The following is a 20,061-nucleotide window of genomic DNA, read 5'->3' as shown; positions in this document are numbered from 1 at the left end:
GTCTCGGGGATCGCGCGAGTGCCCCCCACTTGCCTTCTGGAATGCCAGCAGGAGTTTGCTGCGCGACGGTACCTCGATCTCCACGCTACAAGTGCACAGTTTTACCAATTTCAGGCAGGTGCTACTTTTCGTGAAGAACTTCCGGCTTGTGTGCCGCTAGTTTTCCGGACTTGTCGCTTTTTACGATGTACTGAGGGTCATCCTCAGTAGCCGCGACCTTGTGGCCCTTTATGTGCGTAGGAGAGGTCTGCTTCTTCTGTACGGTGCCTTCCGTCTTACCTTGGCTGGTGTTCCACTCTACGGTGTCACCTTGTTTCAGGGACTTCGCCATAAGACTCCTCCTCAGGATAGCTCGGCCGCTGAATAAGCGCGTCGCTGGGGAGCGGAGTTCCACATCTGCCCCGACGGGCATCATCGAGCGAGGCGAGGTGAGCTCGAGAACATGCACTGCCTGCGGCTTCGCTACGGTGCGGCTCTCCATTTCAGGCGCATAGCGGATCACTTCGGTGCGTGAGGTCCGATCCGCTATGAAGAGTTCGACTTCGTTCCCAATGATCGGACGGCTGAGCAGAAAGCCTTGTATTTGCCGGCAGCCCTCCCGACGCAGCACTGCGAGCTGGGCGGCTTCCTCGACCCCCTCTGCGAGCGTTTCGATGCCTAGGGCATCGGCAAGGGTGGTGATGGCGCGAATGACGGCGTGTCCGTTTCCTTCGGACGCGAGATCCCGAACGAAAGTCTGGTCGATCTTGAGCTTGTCGAATGGGAACATGCGCAAGTGGCTGAGCGAAGCATAGCCCGTACCGAAATCATCCAGAGCGATACGAACTCCCAGCTCGCGCAAGGCGTGAAGCGTTTCGATCGTCTTCTCGGCATTGGCCGCGAAGGCGCTCTCGGTGATTTCCACCTCAAGCCGTTGCGGAGGAAGCCCCGACTCGGCGAGCGCCTGAACAACCATTGAGGGCAGGGTAGGGCAAAGGAATTGCCGCGCCGAAAGATTGACTGCCACCGCCAGCGGTTCAGGCCAGGAGCTTGCTTGGCGGCACGCTTCTCGCATCACCCATTCACCGATCTGTGTGATAAGACCGGTCTCTTCCGCAAGTGGGATGAAGTCGGCAGGGCTGACCAGGCCCAGCGTCGGATGGGGCCAGCGGATCAGCGCCTCGAAGGCTGTCAAACGCTCTTCGGTGAGACTGTAAAGCGGTTGATAATGCAACTCGAAGCGGCCGCTACGAATGGCATCGCGCAAGTCGGCTTCGAGCTGTCGACGATGTCTTGCCCGCTCATCCAGCGAAGGCTCGAAAAAGTGATGGCCTGCCTTGCCATGCTGCTTTGCGCGATAGAGCGCGAGATCAGCGTTTTTCAGCAAGACGGCGCCGCTCGTGCCATCGTCAGGACTAATGGCGATGCCGATGCTGGCGGACACCTCTGCCTTACGGCCGCCCAGGACGATGTTGCGTGCAAAGCAGCTTTGAATCCGCATTCCGAGCATGGCCAGATCGGCATCAATCGGAAGATCCCGGATCATCACAGCAAATTCATCGCCACTGAGCCGTGCAACCAAGGCGCCAGGCAACTCCGCCTGAAGATGTGCCGCGACGTCTCGCAGCAGGTTATCGCCCGCCGCATGGCCGAGCGTGTCGTTCACCATTTTGAAGTCGTCTAGGTCGATGTACGCGATAAGAAACTGCTCGTCCGGTCGCCGGCGCTGCAGTGCCTGGTTGAGCTGTTCGAGAAAGTACTGGCGATTCGGAAGGCCTGTCAGCGAGTCATGAAGCGCCGCGTGAGTGATGCGCCGCTCGCGCACCTCGATCGCATCGACCATCGCGTTGAAACTTTCCGCCAGAAGACCGAACTCATCCGTGGATTCCACAGGCAGTCTCGCCTTCCGGCCCTTTGCCACGTTTCGTGTTGCGCGAATGAGATCAGCCACCGGCTTCGTTATCGTGCGTGCAAGCGCCAACCCGAAGGCGATCACCAGCATTAGTTCGACCGCGAGCATCAAAGCGATCAACATCCCCATGCGTGTGCTGAGACCCGCTGCCTGCGAGGTGCCGACGCCAGCGAGGCCTATCGTGAACAGCCCGGCCAAAGTCGCCGCAAGCAGAAAGAACACCACGGTCAGTGCAACGGCGATGCGGCCGCGCACAGTGTTGAAAGCCGGAGCCAGGCGCTCTTGCGGAGCCGTCGATTGCGGCTGGCGGCCCATCAGGCGCTGGGGCACGGCAGCCATTCGAGAGAGCGTTGTGCGGTGCGGCATGTGCCGGGAATAGAGCGATAGAAGTTAAAAACCCTAAGCTTTGTTTTCTCTTCTCGCCGCAGATATGGCTCGCTTCCCCGCACCCCACGGAAGCGGGTTAACCTTGGGCAATATTGTGTCCTAAAAAGGCGGGCGCATCTCGTCTCTCAATCTCGTCGAATTGCGTTAACCAAGCTTTTCTGCACGAGATTCCTGTTCGGTATGGAAGGTCGGCGTTGTCATTCACGGATGCGCCGGGCAACGCAGGGAGCCACAACAGGGGCGTTCCCGCGAAGCAGAGAGGACAGTCTGAGCATGTCTATCGAAGTATCGGCAAGCGTACAGAACAACATCGGTGAAATCCGCTTTGCCAAGCCGCCGCACAATTTTGCCTGTCCGGAATTGCTCTGCCGCATTGCAGATGCAGTGGAGGCCTTCGATGGCGATCCGCAGGTGCGGTGCACGGTGCTTGCCTCGTCAGGGAAGGCCTTTTGCGCCGGCGCCGATCTTGCTGGTGACGAAAGTATTGCAGGCGAAAGCGGAATGACTGCAATCGGCGGCCTCTATGTGCAGGCCGAGCGCATCTTCCGCCGGGCCAAGCCCATGGTGGTGGCCGTGCAAGGCGCCGCTATCGGTGCCGGGTTGGGTCTGGCGCTTACCGCCGACTTTCGAGTCGCGGGTCCTGCGGCCAGGCTATCGAGCAACTTCGTACGGCTGGGGTTTCACCCCGGCTTCGGTCTCACCTACACGCTGCCACGTCTTTTGGGCCAGCAACGCGCCGCATGGATGATGCTTTCGGCAGAGCGGGTGAAACCTCGCGAAGCACTGGCTTGGGGACTGGTCGACCAAGTGGTCGACGAAGGCGGGGAGATTGAGGGCGCTCGGGAGATGGCGAGACAAATCGCGGCAAACGCCCCGCTGGCGCTTCTCGCCGTGCGGGCGACCGCCACCTCGGGCCATGCGGACGCCGTGGTTGCGGCGATGCGTCACGAACATGCTGCACAATCTGCGCTCAAGCCCACACGCGACTACGCGGAAGGAGTGGCTTCAGTGTTCGAGCGGCGTGAGCCGCAGTGGGTTGGAGCATAAGGCTGCGCAAGAGGAGGTTTATCCAGCCTGGCCTCTGTCCCTTTAGCTAAGTCGACGGCGGGCGAGAAAGGCGCCCGCAGCGCAGCAACAAGGAACATGTGTCCTTAAGGATCGTTCATTTTGGCAGAAAGAATGACAGACAATCCTTGGAGGGTGCTCATGAAAGCGTACAACGATTTTGCGAGCTTCGCTGCTCGCCGAGAAGCTGCGGATTTTCCTGCCTCTCGTTTTCAGGCTCACCAGATGCCACGCGTCGCTGTCCGGGCGATGGAGCACCGCCGACAGCTTCATAACGGCCGTGGGCTCGTGATATCGCTTGTTTTCAGTGTGAGCTGCTGGGCTGCGCTCGGCGTCGCTTTTCTATTCTGAAACCATCACATGTTGGCCCGCCAAGAGGCTGCGGAAGGTGGTCGTGGAGAGTTAAGCCCGCCTCAGCAAGTCTCCTGAGGCGGGATCTTTTTCAGAGGAACGCTTTGACGTCTCCCATGAACCGCTCGAACTGGTCATGGTGCAGCCAGTGCCCAGCGTCCTCGTATTCCTTGAGCGTCGCGTTGGCGAAGTAGTCGAGGCGACCGTCTCCCGCAGGGCTGACGGCAAAGCTGTTCTTGCCCCACAAAAGCAGAACCGGGCAAGTGATCGCTGTCCATAGCTTCGCCTTCTCGTCGAAGGGCATATCTCCCGCCGTCCAGACGTTCAGATAATTGTCGAATTTCCAGCTCCACGTGCCGTCCTCGTTCCGCATCGCTCCGTGAACGGTGAGGTGCCTCGCCTGCTCATCTGTCAGGAATGTATTTTCCGTCTTCATGCGCTCGTAAGCGTCACGCAGAGTGGGGTAGCGGCGGGGAGTGCGCCCGGCGGCGGCGCGTTTCTCATCGATCCAGCGGTGTAGGCGCGCGGTTGTGCTGCCGCCTTCCATCTGTTGCTGAATCTCACGCGAGGGGCCCAAGCCTTCAATATTCACCAGCTTGCGCACTTTGTCGGGATAGAGGCCTGTAAACCGTGTCGCGATGTTGCCGCCCAACGAGTGGGAGACGATCGTCACTTGCTCATAGCCCAGGGTGTGAACGAGTTGCGCGAAGTCGTAGACGAACGCGTCCATGCCGTAGTGCCCTTCTGGGGACCAGTCGCTGTCGCCGTGGCCGCGCAGATCGGGAGCAATGATGTGCCAGTCCTGGCGTAGCTCTTGCGCTACCCAATCCCAGCTGCGGCAGTGGTCGCGTCCGCCATGCTGAAGGATAAGCGGCGGCGCGTCCGGGTTGCCCCAATCCACATAGTTGAGGCGCAGGCGCTGCGAGACGAAGCGGTTCGATGTTGGGCCGGGAAAGGTTTCCATCGCGCGATGGTGGCGAGAGCAGTTCCCTGCGTCAATCGGCTCAGAGCAAGCCATGCCTGTGCCAAGATCAGCGGTGACGGCGCAGATCGGCTTTCCGGGGATGAATATATTCCTTCGCGTCGCTGAACTTGGCAAAGGGGCCTGCTGATCTCTATCTCCCGCGCCGGAGGTATTTCATGGCTACGCACACCACCCGCATGCTCATTATCGGATCCGGTCCAGCCGGCTTGTCCGCGGCAATCTATGGCGCGCGCGCGGGCTTGCAGCCGATCGTGGTGCAGGGGCTGCAACCCGGCGGCCAGCTTACGATCACCACGGACGTAGAGAACTATCCGGGTTTTCGCGATGTGATCCAGGGCCCCTGGCTTATGCAGGAGATGGAGGCGCAGGCTGTCCACGTTGGCACGCGGATGCTGTGGGACACGATCGTGTCGGTCGGGCTGGATGGCCCCACTTTCCGCGCCATCGGTGATGGCGGGGATGTCTACGAAGGCGATACCCTGGTGATCGCCACTGGAGCGCAGGCGAAGTGGCTTGGCGTGCCCGGCGAGATGGAGCTGTCCGGCAAGGGTGTCTCCGCCTGCGCGACGTGCGATGGGTTCTTCTATCGCGGCAAGAAGGTGGTGGTGATCGGCGGCGGCAACACAGCGGTGGAAGAAGCCCTGTATCTGACCAACCACTCTCAGGACGTCACTCTGATCCACCGCCGCGATTCGCTTCGTGCCGAGAAGATCCTGCAGGATCGTCTCTTCGCGCATCCCAACGTGAAGGTCGTATGGAACAAGCGGGTTGAGCGGTTCGTCGGTGATGCAGAGACGGGTGAGTTACGGGGGGTCGCAGTGATCGACACCGAGACTGGCGAAGAGAGCGAGATCGGGACGGACGGCGCGTTCGTGGCGATCGGACATGCTCCGGCAACTTCACTGTTCGAAGGCAAGCTCGACACGGACGAGAGCGGCTACCTGATCGTGGAACCCGGCACTCCGAAAACAAAGATCCCGGGCGTGTTCGCTTGCGGGGACGTGATGGATCACACCTATCGCCAGGCCGTGACCGCGGCGGGTACCGGGTGCATGGCTGCGCTCGATGCCGAGCGGTACCTGGCCGCAAAGGACTTCGCGGAGGCTGAGCAGGGGCTCGCTGCGGAGTAGCTCGCGGGCAAGCATGATTCTGCGCCCGATTTGAAACGTGGGGTGCCTCGCGCGGCTGCCGGGAGAGGCCGCTCGCACCTTCATCTGCCGACTCACCGGAACCGCACGGCACACGCCCGAGTTGCTGACCTGTGCCAAGGGTGGTTCAAGGAGAGATGATAGTGGATAATCGCGACGATCTGGACAAGCTACAGCGTTCCAAGAAGTCACTGGTTCTTCCAGCGACACTTGTCGTGCTGCTGGTGATCTTCTCGCTGTACGGTCTTGCTGGCGGCCTCGGCGAATCCGTGGGGATCGAAGAGGCTGCTCCTGGCGACACGAACTCCACCGTGAATCCGGCGGCTGACCCGGAAAACTGATCCTCTCTCGGTCAGTGCAGACGCTGTAGCTCGCTCAGCGTCTGCTCAATCAGCCATTCCCGGGCGTGCGGCTCGACAAAGCTATGAGACGCGTTCGGACATTGGTGGAGGCGAGCGTCCCCCTTTTCCCAAGTCGAGAGGAACGCCAGCCCGGTCCGATCACGTTTGGCGATCAGGAAGCGAACAGGGCCACTGAAGTCCGCGATACCAGCCGCCATTGCCTGCGCCAGCGTACCTGGCGAAGGCGCGGGCTTCGCTGCGGAGATAAGGCTGCGCAACAGCGGGCCTATCGCCACTTCACCCGTCAGCAGGCGCTTGACGGCGCCAAGATCCGTCAGACGATTGCGATAGTGACTGCGGACAGCCTCGGGCGGCGTCTCATCGGGAGTGTCGCTGTCGAAGGTCCAGGGATTGGAGAGGATCAACGCGTCGCAACCGGCGCCGCCGCTCAGCATCAGGGCGCTGGCTGCGTCGCAGTTGCCCATGCCTATCACGTGCTCCAGCTGGGGGCATTCACGGCGAAAAGCATCGAGAGCGGCTGCTATGTCCGGTGCGCTTGAGCGGAATTCCGCATTGACACCTTCGCTGTCCCCGCAGCCCCGGCGATCGAAACGCAGGACCGAGTAGCCGGCCGTGGCAATGGACGCTGCGAATTGAGCTTGTCCAGCCCACGCTCCCGATCGCACTTCGTTGCCGCCAGTTATCAGCAGCAGGCCGACTGTGCCGTTGTCCGATGCAGGCTCATCCAAGGTGCCAACGAGTACATCGTGGCCGCATACGAAGGTGAGGTGCCGCCGGATCATGCCAGTGCCATTGCCACTGCGGCAGCGAGCGCATCGGCCTGTTCCGCGCTCTCGCTCGGCTCTGCTCGCAACCAAAGGCCGGAGCCGCCGACGGTGTCCTGCGCAATCTGGGCGACGCCTTCGCGCGGGGTGAGCGTGTCGAACTGACGGACAAACTCAGCCCCAAGCTGATAACCGGCAAGTTCAATTCCCAGCGCCAGCCCAAGCGCCATCAGCCCCTCGCGCGTCTCCTCGCGACCGATCTCGCGCGAGGATAGTATGCGCGCGCGCAGCATCTGGCGCAGAAGGCTGGCGGCTTTCACCGGCGCATAGTGCAGGCTCGGCAGCGCTGACGGCGTGAACAGGCAACCACCACGGATACCGAGCACATGGGTGGCACCGAACTCAAGCCCGGCGGCCGTCATGGCGTCCGCCCAGTCGTCCGGCTCCTGCGTCGGCAGCGGCTGGAGGCTTTCATTCGTGCCGGGATAGTCTGGCAGAAAGACGTCTACTCCTGCGCCGTCGAGGCGGCGCATAACCTCGACAGTGAACCGCCGCAGGCGATTGCCTTCGTCGAACAGGGCAGGGACGATCAGCAGTCGCTTCTCGCGCGCCCGATCGAAAACGAGAGCATACTCCTCCACCATGGCGCCACCGGGCAGAGGGCAGGGCCAGCTAAGGGGAGTCACCGAAAGCTTATGCCTTCTCGCGCTTGGCTTCAGCGAAAGCCAGGAGGGCGCCGTAAGTCTCGAGCATGTCGCCGTCGATCTCGTCGTCATCGATAACGATGTCCAGGCGATCCTCGATCTCGGTCAGGAGGCCTGCGACAGCCATCGAGTCCAGCTCGGGCAAGTGACCGAACAGGCCGGTATCGGCATCGAACTCGGCCGCTTGGTTCTGCTTCAGGCCCAGAACGTCCGTAAGGATGCGGCGTAGCAGCAGATCGGTGTCATCGGACATAGTGGCCTCGGCGATAGGCATGTTTGAAAGGCCCGCGCTCTACCCGCGCTTCGCACGTGCGGCAAGCAATCGTGCAGCATTGCGAGCGAGAATTGGCCAGTTACCAGGAGCTTGAGGCCGGAACAGGTCGAGTCGCCAGCGTGGCCGCACTTGCTCCATCCAGTCGCGCTTGTAAGGGTCGTCGCCCGTGCCGAAGTCCACCAAGCCGACCTTGTCCACGTCGATCACGTGAAGGAACAACGCAGCGCTCAGCACCGAGCCCGGTGAAAGCGGCCTGGCGTTTTCGCGATGGGCAAGCTTGTGAATAAAGGCGGTGCCCCCTTCGACCGTCCACATCTGTGCGGCTATCGCGCGTCCTTCCGGATCATGCGCCACGCCTAGGCGCAGGCGCCCTGCGGTGCCCTCCGCTTCGGCAAAAGCCCTGAGGAACGCGGGGGAGCCTTCCTCAGGCTTCCAGCTCTCGGCGTAGATATCTTCGTAGGCGTCCCAGACGGAAGGATCGAAGTGCGTGAGAACCTGCGTAGCGACTTTGCCGGACTTGCGCTTGAGCGTCGTGCGCAGCTTGCCGGGCCGCCCGGCAAGGAACGCAGTGAAGTCCCGGCCTGCCAGCGGGAGGACGTGGTTTACGTCGCTCTGTTCGCGCAAGGCGATCCAGCCCGCCTTACGGAACGCAGCGGCGACCAAGTCGGCCTCCTCGCTCGGAAGTCCTGTCAGCGTGAGACGACGGCTCTTGGTGGCGAGATCGCGGCCCAGCGTCGTCAGCAGGGCAATCGCGTCGGCACCGGGAGAAATGATCGGGCGAAAGCGAAAGGTGTACCAGTTGGATAGCTGTGTCAGGTGCGCGCCGCTTCCGGTGAGCGGCAGCACGACGGCGCCGCTGCCGTTGCGGGCGATGACCAAGCGCGCGGCGACGCTGCAGTGCTCTGACAGCAGCCGCCACCATTCGAGCCGGTCGAAGGGTGCGCTTTGGACTTCGCACGAAAGCAGACGCGCCAGTTCCGCGTCGGATTGCACTTCCTTAAGATCGTCGTGATATTCGACGCTAACCACTCGATCCCGCCTCGGAGTTGCCTCTCTATGTCTGCGCAGAGCCCCATCCGGCCGCTCGACCATCTCGCGGAGCGAGGAGAGGCCGAAGCGCCAGCGCTGGTGCTGCGCGAGGGCACGCTTAGCTATGAGACCTTAAGAACGCGTGTCGCCATGCTGGCGGGATGGCTGCAGAGGCGTGTGCCAGAGAAGGGGGCACGCATCGCCACATGGGCGGCGAAAGGCGAACTGACGTGCCTGATGCCCTTGGCTGCTGCTCGTGCAGGTTTGGTCCACGTGCCCGTTAATCCACTGCTTAAGCACGCGCAGGTCGCCCACATCCTCGCCGACAGCGGCGCTCGACTGCTGGTCGGCACGCCCAGGCGAGTGAAGACGCTGGAGCCGGGCGACGTGCAGGAAGGTTGCGAGATGCTGGAAGAGGCGGCTGTGCTGGATGAGGCGAAGGCACTGGGTGAAGCGCTGCCAGCTTCCGATGCCGATCCGCAAGACCTCGCGGCGATCCTGTACACCAGCGGCTCGACAGGCCGGCCCAAGGGCGTAATGCTCAGTCACGCGAACATGTGGCTGGGGGCAGAGAGCGTTGCGGATTATCTCGGCCTCGCGCCCGACGACCGCACGCTGGCAGTCCTGCCGCTCTCGTTCGACTACGGTCAAAATCAGCTTCTGAGCACTTGGCATGCGGGCGGTTGTGTCATTCCTCTGGACTACCTTCTGCCGCGGGATGTGCTGAAGGCGGTGGAGAAGCACGCGGTCACCACGCTCGCCGCCGTGCCGCCACTCTGGGTGCAGCTTACCGAAGCCGATTGGCCATCCGATGCGGCGGCGACATTGCGGCGGCTGACCAACAGCGGCGGAGCGCTCACAGTGGATCTGGTGCGTCGCTTGCGAGCGCTTTTCCCGCAGGCGCGGCTATTCCCGATGTACGGGCTGACCGAGGCTTTCCGCTCCACGTACCTCGACCCATCGCTCGTCGATGCGCACCCGACATCGATGGGTAAAGCCATTCCTCATGCGGAGGTGCTGGTGATCGACGATGCGGGACAGGTGGCTGAAGATGGCCAGGAGGGTGAGTTGGTCCACTGCGGGCCTCTCGTGGCGCAAGGATACTGGCAAGATGCCGACCGCACGGCTGAACGCTTCAGGCCAGCGCCCTTGGCATCACGGTACGGTGGCACTGCGGTTTGGTCAGGAGATCGGGTCAGGCGCGATGCCGACGGCTTGCTGTACTTTGTCGGGCGCCGGGACGCGATGATCAAGAGCGCAGGCAATCGCATCAGCCCGCAGGAGATCGAGGATGCTGCGATTGCGACCGGTCTCGTCTCCGAGGCCGTGGCCTTGGGCGTACCGGACGAGCGGTTGGGGCAGGCGGTTCATCTGTTCCTCCGCGCAGCGCCAGGGGTTCAGGACGCGCACTCCGAGCTGCCGCGCCGCCTGATGCAGGATTTGCCCAATTTCATGCAGCCGCGCGTGATCCATTGGCGCGAGGCGATGCCGATCGGACCGAACGGAAAGATCGACCGTACCAGCCTCGCCAGCGAACTGATGGTGGGGCTTGCAGCATGAAACCGCTTGGCCCGATTCCGCCAGGCTTCCCGGCCGTGAATGGCATACTTTCCGTAGGGGGGCGGCCTGTCACCGAATGGGTCGAGCAGGCGGGTGACACACCGCTGTTTCTCTACTCGGCCGACCTGATCCGCGCGCGGGTCGCGCAACTTCGTGATGCGATGCCGGAGCGGCTGGCGCTGCACTATGCGGTGAAGGCCAACCCTTTCGATCCAGTGCTCAAGCTGTTTGCGGAGCTTGTCGACGGCTTCGACATCGCTTCGGGCGGCGAACTGGCGGTGGTCCAGCGCGCAGGAATTGATGCGTCGCGGGTCAGCTTTGCTGGGCCCGGCAAGCGCGACCGGGAACTGGAGGCGGCCATAGCGGCGGGCGTGACGCTCAACTGCGAAAGCGAGGCGGAGGTGCGCCGCGCGCTGGGCATCGGCGATGTGCTGGGATGCACGCCCCGTCTGGCGATACGCGTCAATCCGTCCTTCGACCTCAAGGGCTCGGGCATGAAGATGGGCGGCGGGGCCAAACCCTTCGGCCTCGACGCCGATCGCGTGCCGGCACTTGCGCGAGAAATCGTCGGCGCTGGAGCCGAGTGGCGCGGCTTTCACATTTTCGCGGGCAGCCAGGCTCTCGACGCTGAGGCCATTGCCGAGACACAGGAGCAGGCGCTCGAACTTGCCGCCCAGCTGGCCCGCCAGACCGGAGCGTCGCTGCCGCACTGCAACCTGGGCGGTGGCATGGGCATCCCCTATTTCCCCGGCGATAAACCCGTCGACTTGGCCCTTGTCGGCGAACGCCTCGGCCAGCGGTTCGCAGCGCTTCCCGATGAACTGCACGAGACTGGGTTCTGCATCGAACTTGGCCGTTATCTGGTGGGTGAAGCAGGCGTCTACGTCACGCGGATCGTCGACCGGAAAGTCAGCCACGGAGAGGTGTTCCTCGTCACCGACGGTGGCCTGCATCACCAGCTTGCAGCCTCGGGCAACTTCGGGACTGTCGTGCGGCGAAACTACCCCGTCGCGATCGCCACCCGCTATGACGCTGCAGTCGAGGAAGAGGCTAGCGTTGTGGGGTGCCTGTGCACGCCATTGGATCGCCTGGCTGACAAAGCTGGCTTCCCGCGTGCCGATGTCGATGATCTCGTGGCGGTGTTCTGCGCCGGAGCCTATGGCGCAAGCGCGAGCCCGGCTGCGTTCCTTGGACAAGGAGCTGCGGCTGAGGTGCTGGTGTAGGCTTTCTAAAGCAATACTTTCAGCCAAAGAGTATTGGGCATCGTCGTTCTTTACTTCCGCTGCCGCCGCTGTCCCGATCGGAGACTTCGCCCAAGATCGGCAGTTATCCTAACGTAATGTTCACCCTTTTTCTCGATACCAGAGGCTTAGATCAGCCAGGTCTCGGCGGCGTAGCTACGTCGTCGGGGAGCGACCTGGTGCAACAGGGATGTCTCCATGCCGAATTTACGCCTAGCCCGTCTTCTGGCCGGCAGCGCGATCGGGAGCCTGGCACTGACGGGTTGCGCCGGCAGTCCGGGGCCGCAGTTGCCACCTGCGTCTTTCGTGGCCATGCAGGAGGGCCCCGGTGAGGAGTACATTATCGGCCCGCTCGATGAGCTGACGATCTTCGTATGGCGCAATCCCGAACTGGGCGCCAAGGTCCAGGTCCGCCCCGACGGGCGCATTACTACGCCGTTGATCACCGACATGCCCGCCGTAGGCAAGACGCCCACGATGCTGGCCGAGGACATCCGCCTCCAGCTCTCCCAGTACATTCAGGAGCCGCTGGTCTCCGTCATAATCGACAAGTTCGCCGGTACGTTCAGCCAGCAGGTGCGCATCGTCGGTGCCACGGAGAAGCCGGCTTCGATCCCCTATCGCGCGAATATGACGCTGCTCGACGCGATGATCGCGGTGGGCGGCCTCTCCGAATATGCAGCCGGAAACAAGGCGCGCCTCATTCGCTTCGACAAGTCCATCGGCAAGCAGCGCGAATATGCTCTGCGCCTGGGCGACCTGCTGAAGAACGGGGAAAGCAAGGCGAACGTCATGCTCAGCCCGGGCGACGTCATCATCATCCCGGAAAGCATGTTCTGAGCGCGCGCCGCCAGCACATGACGGGACAGGGGGCAAACCGGTGAACTCGATCTACGAAGAAGTGCTCTCAGCGATCCACAGCGTCTGGCAGCGGCGCTGGTTGGCGTTGGCGGTCGCCTGGGGCATTTGCCTGCTGGGCTGGCTGGTCGTGGCGCTGATCCCCAACAGCTATCAGTCGCAGGCGCGCATTTTCATCCAGCTCGACGATGCTCTGGCCGAGCAAGTCGGGATTGGCGTGGCGGACCGCAAGCGCGACATCGAGCGTATTCGGCAGACGCTGACGAGCGCAGTGAACCTCGAAAAGGTTGTCCGCTCAACGCAGCTGGGTGACACCATTGAATCGCCCAAGGCGATGGAAGCCGCCGTCCTGCGCCTTGCCGGCAACATCAAGGTGGTGAGCGAGCAGGACAATCTGTTCAACATCCAGGCCATTTCGAACGAAAGCTCGTTTTCCGATGCCGAAAACGCCAAGGTAGCTCAGCAGATCGCCCAAAAGCTCATCGACATATTCCGCGAAGAGAACCTGGCCGGCAACCGTGGTGAGATGACCGAGACGCTGGAGTTCGTGAACGCGCAGCTCGCCCAGCGCGAGAAGGAACTCGAAGCCGCCGAACAGCGCCGTCGGATATTCGAACAGGCTCATCCGGAGATGGTCCAGGGTGGAGCGGCCAGCTCGCAGCGGCTGGAGGCAACCCGCACCGAACTGCGCGGGGTGGAAGCCGATCTGGCAGCGGCGCAAAGCGCGCTTGCGGCGGTCGATGGACAGCTTGCCGGCACTCCGCGCACTCTGCCGGGGGCTGCGGGCAGTGCTTCGGCTGCGCTTGCGCGGGCGGAGGCGGACCTCGGCGCCATGCGAGCGCGTGGCCTGACCGATAGCCATCCCGACGTGATTTCTGCCCGTAATCAGGTGGCTGCGCTGAAGGCGCCAGCGGCTCAGGAGGCGGCGAATGGCGGTGGCGTTCCCAATCCTGCCCATAGCTCGCTCCAGTCGATTCGGGCGGACCGACAGGCTACGGCACAGGCGCTATCCACACGCAAGGCAGCGCTGCAGGCTGACTTGGCTCAGCTGACTGCGCTGGCTCTCAACAATCCAGAAGCCGCCGCTGATGCCCAGCGTATCAATCGCGACTACGACGTGCTGCGCCAGCAGTACGATAAGCTCCTGCAAGATCGCGAGGAACTGCGCCTGCGCGGCGAGATCAAGACTGAGCGCGAGGCGGTGAAGTTCGAAATCGTCGATCCGCCGACGACCCCGCGCTCGCCAGTCGCGCCCAATCGCCCGCTGCTGCTGTTCGGTGTTCTGTTGGTGGGGCTGGGCGGCGGAGCCGGCGCTGCGTTCGGGCTTGGAAAGCTGAGGTCGACATTCGCCACGACGGCAGCGCTCGAGCGGACGACCGGACTGCCTGTGCTCGGCGCGATCTCTCAGAACCTCACGGATGCCGCGCGGCAGCTTCGTCGCAAGCGCCTGAGGCTCTGGTACAGCGGCAGCGCTGCCTTGGGCGGGCTCTTCATGCTGCTTCTGGCGGTAGAATTCATCCAGCGCGGCATGGTGGCCTAAGGGGACGTAGCATGACCGAACAGAGCAAGATCCCGATCCCCCGTGACAGCGAGGCCCTGCCTAGAGCTGAGTCGCTCATCGAGCGTGCGGCAGAACGTTTTGACTTTCGCCGCTTCGTTGCGCCTCGCCCAGCCGTGCCAGAGGCATCTAGGCGAGCACCTCGCCTCAGGGCAGCCGAGGCAGCTGCCCGGTCCGAGCAGCCTGCAACAGCGGTTCCTCGCATCGTGGGGCGGGATGTTCGCGCAGCCGGCGAACGCCCGCCGGTGTTTTCGGGCAAGCGGCTGCCGATAGACCGTCAGCGGCTGCGCGAGAACGGCTTCATCGTTCCCGAAGGCTCGGTAACAGCCCTCCTGGAGGAATTCCGCATCGTCAAGCGTCAACTCCTGCTGCGAGTGGGGGAACTAAGCCGCGAGGAGCGAGCGGCCAAGGCCAGGCGCGTGCTCATCACATCCCCGCATCCCGGCGAAGGCAAGACCTACTGCGCAGTAAACCTCGCCCTCTCGATCGCAGCGGAGAGAGACGGAGACGTCCTCCTCGTCGATGCAGACTTTGCGAAGCCTTCGGTCCTTTCGGCTTTGGGGCTGCCCGGCGGTCACGGCCTGATGGATGCCCTGATGGACGAGAACGCCGATGTGGCGGACTTCGTGCTCGGGACTGACATTCCGGGGCTTTGGGTTCTGCCGGCCGGCAACACCAGCACGAACGACAGCGAATATCTCGCCTCTGCCCGGACCGAGCGGGTGTTTGAGCGACTGACGCAGAACGCCCCCAATCGGATTGTAATCTTCGATTCTCCACCTGCACTGGCGGCGTCACCGGCTGCCGAGCTTGCCAAGTACGTGGGTCAGGTGGCTGTCATTGTGCGTGCGGACAGCACCGGGCAGGGTGCCTTGGAAGACGCGGTGTCGTTGCTTTCATCCTGCCCGAATATCGAGCTGCTGCTCAATGCGGCGCAGTTTAGTCCCAGCGGCCGCCGCTTTGGCTCCTATTATGGATACGCGGAATGACCCGATTGCTTCGCCACGCGCGCGCGATGACACCGCTCGCGGCTCTAGCATGGCTTATCCCGGCAACTGCTCAAGCCCAGACGCTGGATTACGGGGATGTGGGTGGTCCGGATGGGGCGGGCGCAGGCGCGCCCAAAGCGAACAGCTCCGGGAAGGCGCAGCGTGGCCGCGATGGCGGGCGCGGCGGACGTCATGCCGTGATCATCCCCTACGCCGAACTCAATCAGATCGTGGACGCGCAGCTCTCGCCCGGCGACGAGGTCCTCACATACACGCAGGTGGCCGTCGGGGTGGATGCCTCGGTCTCTGGCCGCAGCAATGCGCTGGCCGCCTCGGTTCGTTATGCCCACCACTTCGGCTGGGGCAAGAGTGCGGGCGATGGCGACACGATCAGCGGCTTGGTCAATGGCTACACGACGGTGGTCCCAGGCTTGACCGTGGAGGCCGGCGCGCTTGCTACACGCGCGAGCGGGGATGCCGGCGGACGGGCGTTCGGCGGAGGCAGCATCGGTGATGGCACGACGACCGTCTACTCCGCCTATGCCGGACCTTCATTCGCGACGCGTGCGGGTGAGGTGAACCTGGCTGCGAACTACCGCATCGGCTATACCAAGGTGGATCAGGAAACCGGCATTGCGGTGCCGGGGCTCGGCTCCGTTGATGTGTTCGACGAAAGCGTAGTGCAGTTTGCCGATGTCGCCGCATCGATCGCACCGGGCGTGGCTCTGCCGGTCGGTGTAGGGGTTGGCGGCAGTGTGTACCAGGAGGACCTCTCGAACCTCGACCAGCGCGTGCGCGATATGCAGGTACGCGCGATTGTCACCGTGCCCGTAAGCCGGACCGTGCAGGTGGCCGGTGCCGTGGGCTACGAGAACGTGGAGCTAAGCAGCCGAGATGCGCTTCGCGATGCGAGCGGCGCGCCAGTGGTCGGCGCTAACGGCCGCTACGTCACCGACGAAAGCGCGCCGCGGCAGATTGCCTACGACGTTGATGGCTTCATCTGGGATGTTGGCGTGACGTGGCGGCCGAGCCGTCGCACATCGCTCTCCGCGCATGTTGGCCGCCGCTACGGCGCCATCAGCGTCAACGGCACCTTCGCCTACGCTCCGAACGATCGCGGCACGCTCAGCATATCGGTTTACGACAATGTCGCGGGCTACGGCGGGCAAGTCACTCGTTTGCTGGACGATCTTCCCGATGATTTCAAGGCGGTGCGGGATCCGATTACGGGTGAGCTGCGCGGCTGCGTGTCTTCGCTCAACGGGAACGGTTGCCTTGCCAGTGCACTTGGCTCGATCCGTTCTGCGACCTTTCGCGCGCGCGGTGTGGCCGCGAATTACACGCTCCAGATGAACAGGATCAGTGCAGGACTGGGCGCCGGGTATGACCGGCGCAACTTCCTGGCTGCTCGGAACACGGTTCTTGCGTCCGCCAACGGTGTGGTGGATGAGAATTACTGGCTGGCGGCCTTCATCAGCGGCCAGCTCGATCAGCAGTCCGGCTGGGCGACCAACGGGTATGCGCAGTGGCTTTCAAGCGATGACTTGCTGCTCGACGACATCACTGCCATCGGCGCCAGCGCCAGCTACTACCGACTGCTGACGGCGCGCTTGCGCGCCACTGCGGCGGTTGGTGTCGACGGACTGCTGCAAAGCGCTCCGCTTGACGACATATGGAATGCGTCGGCCCTGCTCGGCGTGCGCTACAGCTTCTGATAGCCGGAAGGAGACAACACGTGTTCGACGAATTCTACGGGCTTGAAGCCAGGCCCTTCCAGCTTACTCCGGACCCGGCATTCTATTTCGAGAGCGTGACGCACCGCAAAGCGCTGTCGTACCTCGGTTACGGTTTGGCGCAGGGTGAGGGCTTCGTCGTGATCACCGGCGAAGTGGGCGCGGGAAAATCGACGCTGGTCGCGCATCTCATGGCAACGATCGATCCTGTTGGCCTCACAGCTGCGCAAGTGGTGACGAGCGCGCTGGACGGTGAAGAGATCATTCATGTCGTCGCTCGTGCCTTCGGCCTGGAAGTGGCCGGGCACGACAAGGCGACCGCTCTAGGCGCCATCGAGCACTTCTTCCACGAGGAAGCTCGCTGCGGACGGCGCTGTCTCCTCATCGTCGATGAAGCACAGAATCTCTCGATCGCGGCTATCGAGGAACTGCGGATGCTGTCGAACTTCCAGCTCGGCGCCCACCCGCTGCTGCAGACACTGCTTCTCGGACAGCCTGAGTTTCGCGCCATGCTGCTGGACCACCCCGAACTGGAGCAGCTGCGCCAGCGGGTGATCGCTACTCACCACCTCGAGCCGATGCAGATGAAGGAGGTGCAGCCCTATATCGAGCACCGAATGAAGCGCGCGGGCTGGCAGGGTAATCCGAGCTTCGATCCTCGTGTTTTTGCGGAGATCTACACTGCAACCGGCGGTATTCCGCGGCGGATCAACCAGACCCTCAATCGGCTGCTGCTGCTCGGCGCAGTGGAAGAGCGGGCGTACATCGACGGCGCGATGCTGGACCAGGTCTTGGGTGAGCTCAACGAGGACGGCTCCATCGCGATCGTGTCTCCGCAGAAACAGAATGCAAGCCTTCGTTCGCCTTCAACTGCGGTACCGGAAACGGACGGCGTCGCCGCTGGTCACAGCGACCAGCATGATGCCCCGGTCGCCGCTGTCGTGCTTGACGCGATGCTGGCCGAGCGAGACGCGCAGATCCACGAGCTGCAGCAGGCGGTGATCGAACTGGCGAATGCTGCCGACGAACGGCATGAGGCGCGGCAGGCCGCTTATGCTGGACTGGTGGAAGACATCAGCCGCCAGATCGCCGCTTTGGAGGGCCAGCTGTCCGAGCAGGACCGGACCGTCCGACACGCTTTGACCATGATCATCGAATGGATCGAGAGCGACGAAGCACTGCGCGCGGCGGCCTGATAAGACCCCGGGAGGCTTTCGACATGCATGCGCAAGCACCCGTCAACGGGATTTCGGTCGACGTCGAGGACTGGTTCCAGGTCGGCGCGTTCGAGGCCGTGATCGACCGCGAGAGTTGGGATGGCCTCGCCGATCGGGTGGAACGCAACTGCGACGCGATCCTCGCCCTGTTCGAGCAAGCCGGAGTCAAAGGGACCTTCTTTACTCTGGGCTGGGTCGCGCAGCGCCACCCCGTGCTGATGCGCCGCATCGTGGAGCAGGGTCACGAAATTGCCAGCCATGGCTGGGACCACGCGCGTGTCTTCCGGATGGACCGGGAGGCGTTCGCTCATGATCTTGCGCAGAGCCGCAAGGCTATCGAGGACGCAGCCGGCGTGGCGGTTACCGGATATCGAGCGCCCAGTTTCTCCATCGACGCACGCACGCCTTGGGCGCACGAAGAGCTTGCGGCACAAGGTTATACTTACTCGTCCAGCGTCGCGCCTGTCGCCCACGATCATTATGGCTGGCGCGAAGCACCCCGCTTCGCCTTCCATCCCGTCGAGGGCAGCGACTTGCTGGAGATCCCCGTCACCACGGCCATGTTTGCCGGGCGGCGCCTGGCAGCTGGGGGAGGAGGCTTCTTCCGCGTGCTGCCTTACGCGTTCTCGCGCTGGGCCATCCGGCAGGTAAACTGCGAGGGGAAACCCGCGGTATTCTACTTCCACCCTTGGGAGATCGATCCCGGTCAGCCGCGGGTAGGGCATGCACCGCTTCGCTCACGCTTGCGTCACTATACCAACCTTCATGTCATGGCTGACAAGTTGCGCGAGCTCGTGGGGGAGTTTGCGTGGGGACGCATGGATGCGCTCGCGGTCCGAGCGATCCCAAGCGCGCTTCCGCTCGCCGCATGAACGCGCCCTTCGTCTCTGTCGGTGTGAAGGTGAGCATCGCGGACCTTGGCGATCCCGATGTTTGCGCCGATATCGAGCGCTTTGTTGCCGATCACCCGCAGGGCACGCCTTTCCATCTGCCTCGCTGGATCCAAGCAGTCGAGCGCGGGACGGGCAACAAGGCAGTCGCTCTTGTGGCGGAGCGTGGCTCCCGGATCGTTGGCTTGCTGCCGCTTAACGAGATACACTCGCCCATCTTCGGCCGGCTGCTGGCCTCGGCTGGCTTTGCCGTCGATGGGGGGCTGCTGCTGGCTGACGGACAGTCTGGCATGTGCTTGCTCGCGGCGGCTGAGGATCTGGCGCAGAGCCGTTCGTGCCCGACGATCGAGCTGCGCGGAGGACCAGTCGCCGCAAACCGAACGGGCTGGGCGCTTCGCACCGAGTCTCATTGCGGCTTCGTGACGCAGCTTGCCGCGGATGACGAAGCGCAACTCACTGCCATTCCGCGCAAGCAGCGCGCTGAGGTGCGCAAGGGGCTTGCCGGGGACCTGAAGGTGAATACCGGCACTGGTATGATTGATCGCGAGGCACATTACGCCGTGTTTGCCGAGAGTGTTCACAATCTGGGAACACCCGTTTTCCCGCGGCGGCTGTTTGAAGCGGTGCTCGACGCCTTTGGCGACGCGGCGGACATTCTTACCATCCGCCATGCTGGACGGCCGGTCGCCAGTGTGCTCTCGCTATACTGGCGCGGTGCGGTGATGCCGTACTGGGGTGGCGGCACATGGGAGGCGCGGCGGTTGCGGGCTAACGATCGCATGTACTACGAACTTATGCTGCACGCGAGGCGACGCGGCTGCGATCGCTTCGATTTCGGCCGTTCCAAAACAAACAGCGGGGCCTATCACTTCAAGCGCAACTGGGGCTTCACTCCCGAACCGCTCAGCTACGCCGTGTGGACCGCGCCGGGTTGCGCGATACGGAATGCCGATCCGACCAGCGCCAAGCATGCGCTGCAGATCGCGCTATGGCAGCGCTTGCCGCTCCGCGTCGCCAACAGTCTGGGGCCGTGGATCGCGCGAGGCTTAGGCTGA

Annotated in this window: 18 protein-coding genes; 12 read left to right on the top strand and 6 right to left on the bottom strand. The window is 63.1% G+C overall.

Annotated elements, in window-relative coordinates; translation table 11 throughout:
* Positions 1-121: 121 nt before the first annotated feature.
* Positions 122-2,230 (bottom strand): HVA1 family protein, encoded by a 2,109-nt coding sequence (locus ABVV53_RS04995; protein WP_353983278.1) that lies wholly within the window; start codon positions 2,228-2,230, stop codon positions 122-124.
* Between the two features lie 321 nt (positions 2,231-2,551).
* Between ABVV53_RS04995 and ABVV53_RS04990 the strand changes: the two genes are divergently transcribed.
* Complete coding sequence (locus ABVV53_RS04990) at positions 2,552-3,325, top strand: enoyl-CoA hydratase/isomerase family protein (protein ID WP_353983277.1); 774 nt, start codon at positions 2,552-2,554, stop codon at positions 3,323-3,325.
* 460 nt (positions 3,326-3,785) lie between these two features.
* Here ABVV53_RS04990 and ABVV53_RS04985 read toward each other — a convergent pair whose 3' ends face one another.
* Positions 3,786-4,658, bottom strand: a complete 873-nt coding sequence (locus ABVV53_RS04985) for an alpha/beta fold hydrolase (RefSeq protein ID WP_353983276.1) — start codon at positions 4,656-4,658, stop codon at positions 3,786-3,788.
* A 176-nt stretch (positions 4,659-4,834) separates the two neighbouring features.
* Between ABVV53_RS04985 and trxB the strand changes: the two genes are divergently transcribed.
* Together trxB and ABVV53_RS04975 are read left to right on the top strand one after the other, a co-directional pair.
* Positions 4,835-5,809, top strand: coding sequence for a thioredoxin-disulfide reductase (gene trxB, locus ABVV53_RS04980; protein ID WP_353983275.1), 975 nt, complete (start codon positions 4,835-4,837; stop codon positions 5,807-5,809).
* A 161-nt stretch (positions 5,810-5,970) separates the two neighbouring features.
* Positions 5,971-6,168, top strand: a complete 198-nt coding sequence (locus tag ABVV53_RS04975) for a hypothetical protein (RefSeq protein WP_353983274.1) — start codon at positions 5,971-5,973, stop codon at positions 6,166-6,168.
* 11 nt (positions 6,169-6,179) lie between these two features.
* On the opposite strand, the gene ABVV53_RS04970 is transcribed toward ABVV53_RS04975, so the two are convergent.
* Genes ABVV53_RS04970 through ABVV53_RS04955 form a run of 4 tightly spaced genes read right to left on the bottom strand, consistent with a single transcriptional unit; the run spans position 6,180 to position 8,960 of the window.
* Positions 6,180-6,971: a hydrolase 1, exosortase A system-associated gene (locus ABVV53_RS04970; RefSeq protein ID WP_353983273.1), complete on the bottom strand. Its 792-nt coding sequence runs from the start codon at positions 6,969-6,971 to the stop codon at positions 6,180-6,182.
* The gene (locus ABVV53_RS04965) at positions 6,968-7,639 is read right to left on the bottom strand and encodes a hypothetical protein (protein WP_353983272.1); all 672 of its coding nucleotides are present in this window, start codon (positions 7,637-7,639) and stop codon (positions 6,968-6,970) included. The genes ABVV53_RS04970 and ABVV53_RS04965 overlap by 4 nt, the downstream gene beginning before the upstream one ends.
* A 7-nt stretch (positions 7,640-7,646) precedes the next feature.
* A complete protein-coding gene (locus tag ABVV53_RS04960; RefSeq protein ID WP_353983271.1) occupies positions 7,647-7,910 on the bottom strand; it encodes a phosphopantetheine-binding protein in 264 nt (87 codons plus the stop codon).
* A 39-nt stretch (positions 7,911-7,949) separates the two neighbouring features.
* Positions 7,950-8,960 carry a GNAT family N-acetyltransferase gene (locus ABVV53_RS04955; RefSeq protein WP_353983270.1) on the bottom strand — a complete coding sequence of 337 codons (1,011 nt, stop codon included), beginning with the start codon at positions 8,958-8,960 and terminating at the stop codon, positions 7,950-7,952.
* Positions 8,961-8,987: 27 nt separating this feature from the next.
* Between ABVV53_RS04955 and ABVV53_RS04950 the strand changes: the two genes are divergently transcribed.
* The 9 genes from ABVV53_RS04950 to ABVV53_RS04910 all read left to right on the top strand — a co-directional run bounded on the left by ABVV53_RS04950 (position 8,988) and on the right by ABVV53_RS04910 (position 20,061).
* Positions 8,988-10,520 carry an acyl-CoA ligase (AMP-forming), exosortase A system-associated gene (locus ABVV53_RS04950; protein WP_353983269.1) on the top strand — a complete coding sequence of 511 codons (1,533 nt, stop codon included), beginning with the start codon at positions 8,988-8,990 and terminating at the stop codon, positions 10,518-10,520.
* Positions 10,517-11,743, top strand: a complete 1,227-nt coding sequence (locus ABVV53_RS04945; protein ID WP_353983268.1) for a pyridoxal-dependent decarboxylase, exosortase A system-associated — start codon at positions 10,517-10,519, stop codon at positions 11,741-11,743. The genes ABVV53_RS04950 and ABVV53_RS04945 overlap by 4 nt, the downstream gene beginning before the upstream one ends.
* A 216-nt stretch (positions 11,744-11,959) precedes the next feature.
* Positions 11,960-12,601 (top strand): XrtA/PEP-CTERM system exopolysaccharide export protein, encoded by a 642-nt coding sequence (locus ABVV53_RS04940; protein ID WP_353983267.1) that lies wholly within the window; start codon positions 11,960-11,962, stop codon positions 12,599-12,601.
* 40 nt (positions 12,602-12,641) lie between these two features.
* Entirely contained in the window at positions 12,642-14,159 is a 1,518-nt protein-coding gene (locus tag ABVV53_RS04935; RefSeq protein WP_353983266.1) for an XrtA system polysaccharide chain length determinant, read from the top strand.
* Positions 14,160-14,170: 11 nt separating this feature from the next.
* Positions 14,171-15,166 (top strand): P-loop NTPase family protein, encoded by a 996-nt coding sequence (locus ABVV53_RS04930; protein ID WP_353983265.1) that lies wholly within the window; start codon positions 14,171-14,173, stop codon positions 15,164-15,166.
* Positions 15,163-16,881: a preprotein translocase subunit YajC gene (locus ABVV53_RS04925; protein ID WP_353983264.1), complete on the top strand. Its 1,719-nt coding sequence runs from the start codon at positions 15,163-15,165 to the stop codon at positions 16,879-16,881. The genes ABVV53_RS04930 and ABVV53_RS04925 overlap by 4 nt, the downstream gene beginning before the upstream one ends.
* A gap of 20 nt (positions 16,882-16,901) precedes the next feature.
* Complete coding sequence (locus ABVV53_RS04920; RefSeq protein ID WP_353983263.1) at positions 16,902-18,095, top strand: XrtA/PEP-CTERM system-associated ATPase; 1,194 nt, start codon at positions 16,902-16,904, stop codon at positions 18,093-18,095.
* A 23-nt stretch (positions 18,096-18,118) separates the two neighbouring features.
* Positions 18,119-18,988, top strand: coding sequence for an XrtA system polysaccharide deacetylase (locus tag ABVV53_RS04915; RefSeq protein ID WP_353983262.1), 870 nt, complete (start codon positions 18,119-18,121; stop codon positions 18,986-18,988).
* Entirely contained in the window at positions 18,985-20,061 is a 1,077-nt protein-coding gene (locus ABVV53_RS04910) for a FemAB family XrtA/PEP-CTERM system-associated protein (protein ID WP_353983261.1), read from the top strand. Before ABVV53_RS04915 ends, ABVV53_RS04910 begins: the two co-directional genes overlap by 4 nt.

This window comes from Novosphingobium kalidii (assembly GCF_040534015.1).
Lineage (GTDB): Bacteria > Pseudomonadota > Alphaproteobacteria > Sphingomonadales > Sphingomonadaceae > Novosphingobium > Novosphingobium kalidii.
The sequence above is the reverse complement of the archived record's forward strand: the minus strand, read 5'-3'. Positions and strand labels throughout refer to the sequence as shown.

What these genes read in the sequence shown, in the direction of transcription:
- ABVV53_RS04950 (WP_353983269.1), top strand. Translation starts at nt 8,988, where the DNA reads ATGTCTGCGCAGAGCCCCATCCGGCCGCTCGACCATCTCGCGGAGCGA.
- ABVV53_RS04945 (WP_353983268.1), top strand. Translation starts at nt 10,517, where the DNA reads ATGAAACCGCTTGGCCCGATTCCGCCAGGCTTCCCGGCCGTGAATGGC.
- ABVV53_RS04985 (WP_353983276.1), bottom strand. Translation starts at nt 4,658, where the DNA reads ATGGAAACCTTTCCCGGCCCAACATCGAACCGCTTCGTCTCGCAGCGC.
- ABVV53_RS04995 (WP_353983278.1), bottom strand. Translation starts at nt 2,230, where the DNA reads ATGGCTGCCGTGCCCCAGCGCCTGATGGGCCGCCAGCCGCAATCGACG.
- ABVV53_RS04925 (WP_353983264.1), top strand. Translation starts at nt 15,163, where the DNA reads ATGACCCGATTGCTTCGCCACGCGCGCGCGATGACACCGCTCGCGGCT.
- ABVV53_RS04910 (WP_353983261.1), top strand. Translation starts at nt 18,985, where the DNA reads ATGAACGCGCCCTTCGTCTCTGTCGGTGTGAAGGTGAGCATCGCGGAC.
- ABVV53_RS04970 (WP_353983273.1), bottom strand. Translation starts at nt 6,971, where the DNA reads ATGATCCGGCGGCACCTCACCTTCGTATGCGGCCACGATGTACTCGTT.
- ABVV53_RS04930 (WP_353983265.1), top strand. Translation starts at nt 14,171, where the DNA reads ATGACCGAACAGAGCAAGATCCCGATCCCCCGTGACAGCGAGGCCCTG.
- trxB (WP_353983275.1), top strand. Translation starts at nt 4,835, where the DNA reads ATGGCTACGCACACCACCCGCATGCTCATTATCGGATCCGGTCCAGCC.
- ABVV53_RS04940 (WP_353983267.1), top strand. Translation starts at nt 11,960, where the DNA reads ATGCCGAATTTACGCCTAGCCCGTCTTCTGGCCGGCAGCGCGATCGGG.
- ABVV53_RS04990 (WP_353983277.1), top strand. Translation starts at nt 2,552, where the DNA reads ATGTCTATCGAAGTATCGGCAAGCGTACAGAACAACATCGGTGAAATC.
- ABVV53_RS04960 (WP_353983271.1), bottom strand. Translation starts at nt 7,910, where the DNA reads ATGTCCGATGACACCGATCTGCTGCTACGCCGCATCCTTACGGACGTT.
- ABVV53_RS04915 (WP_353983262.1), top strand. Translation starts at nt 18,119, where the DNA reads ATGCATGCGCAAGCACCCGTCAACGGGATTTCGGTCGACGTCGAGGAC.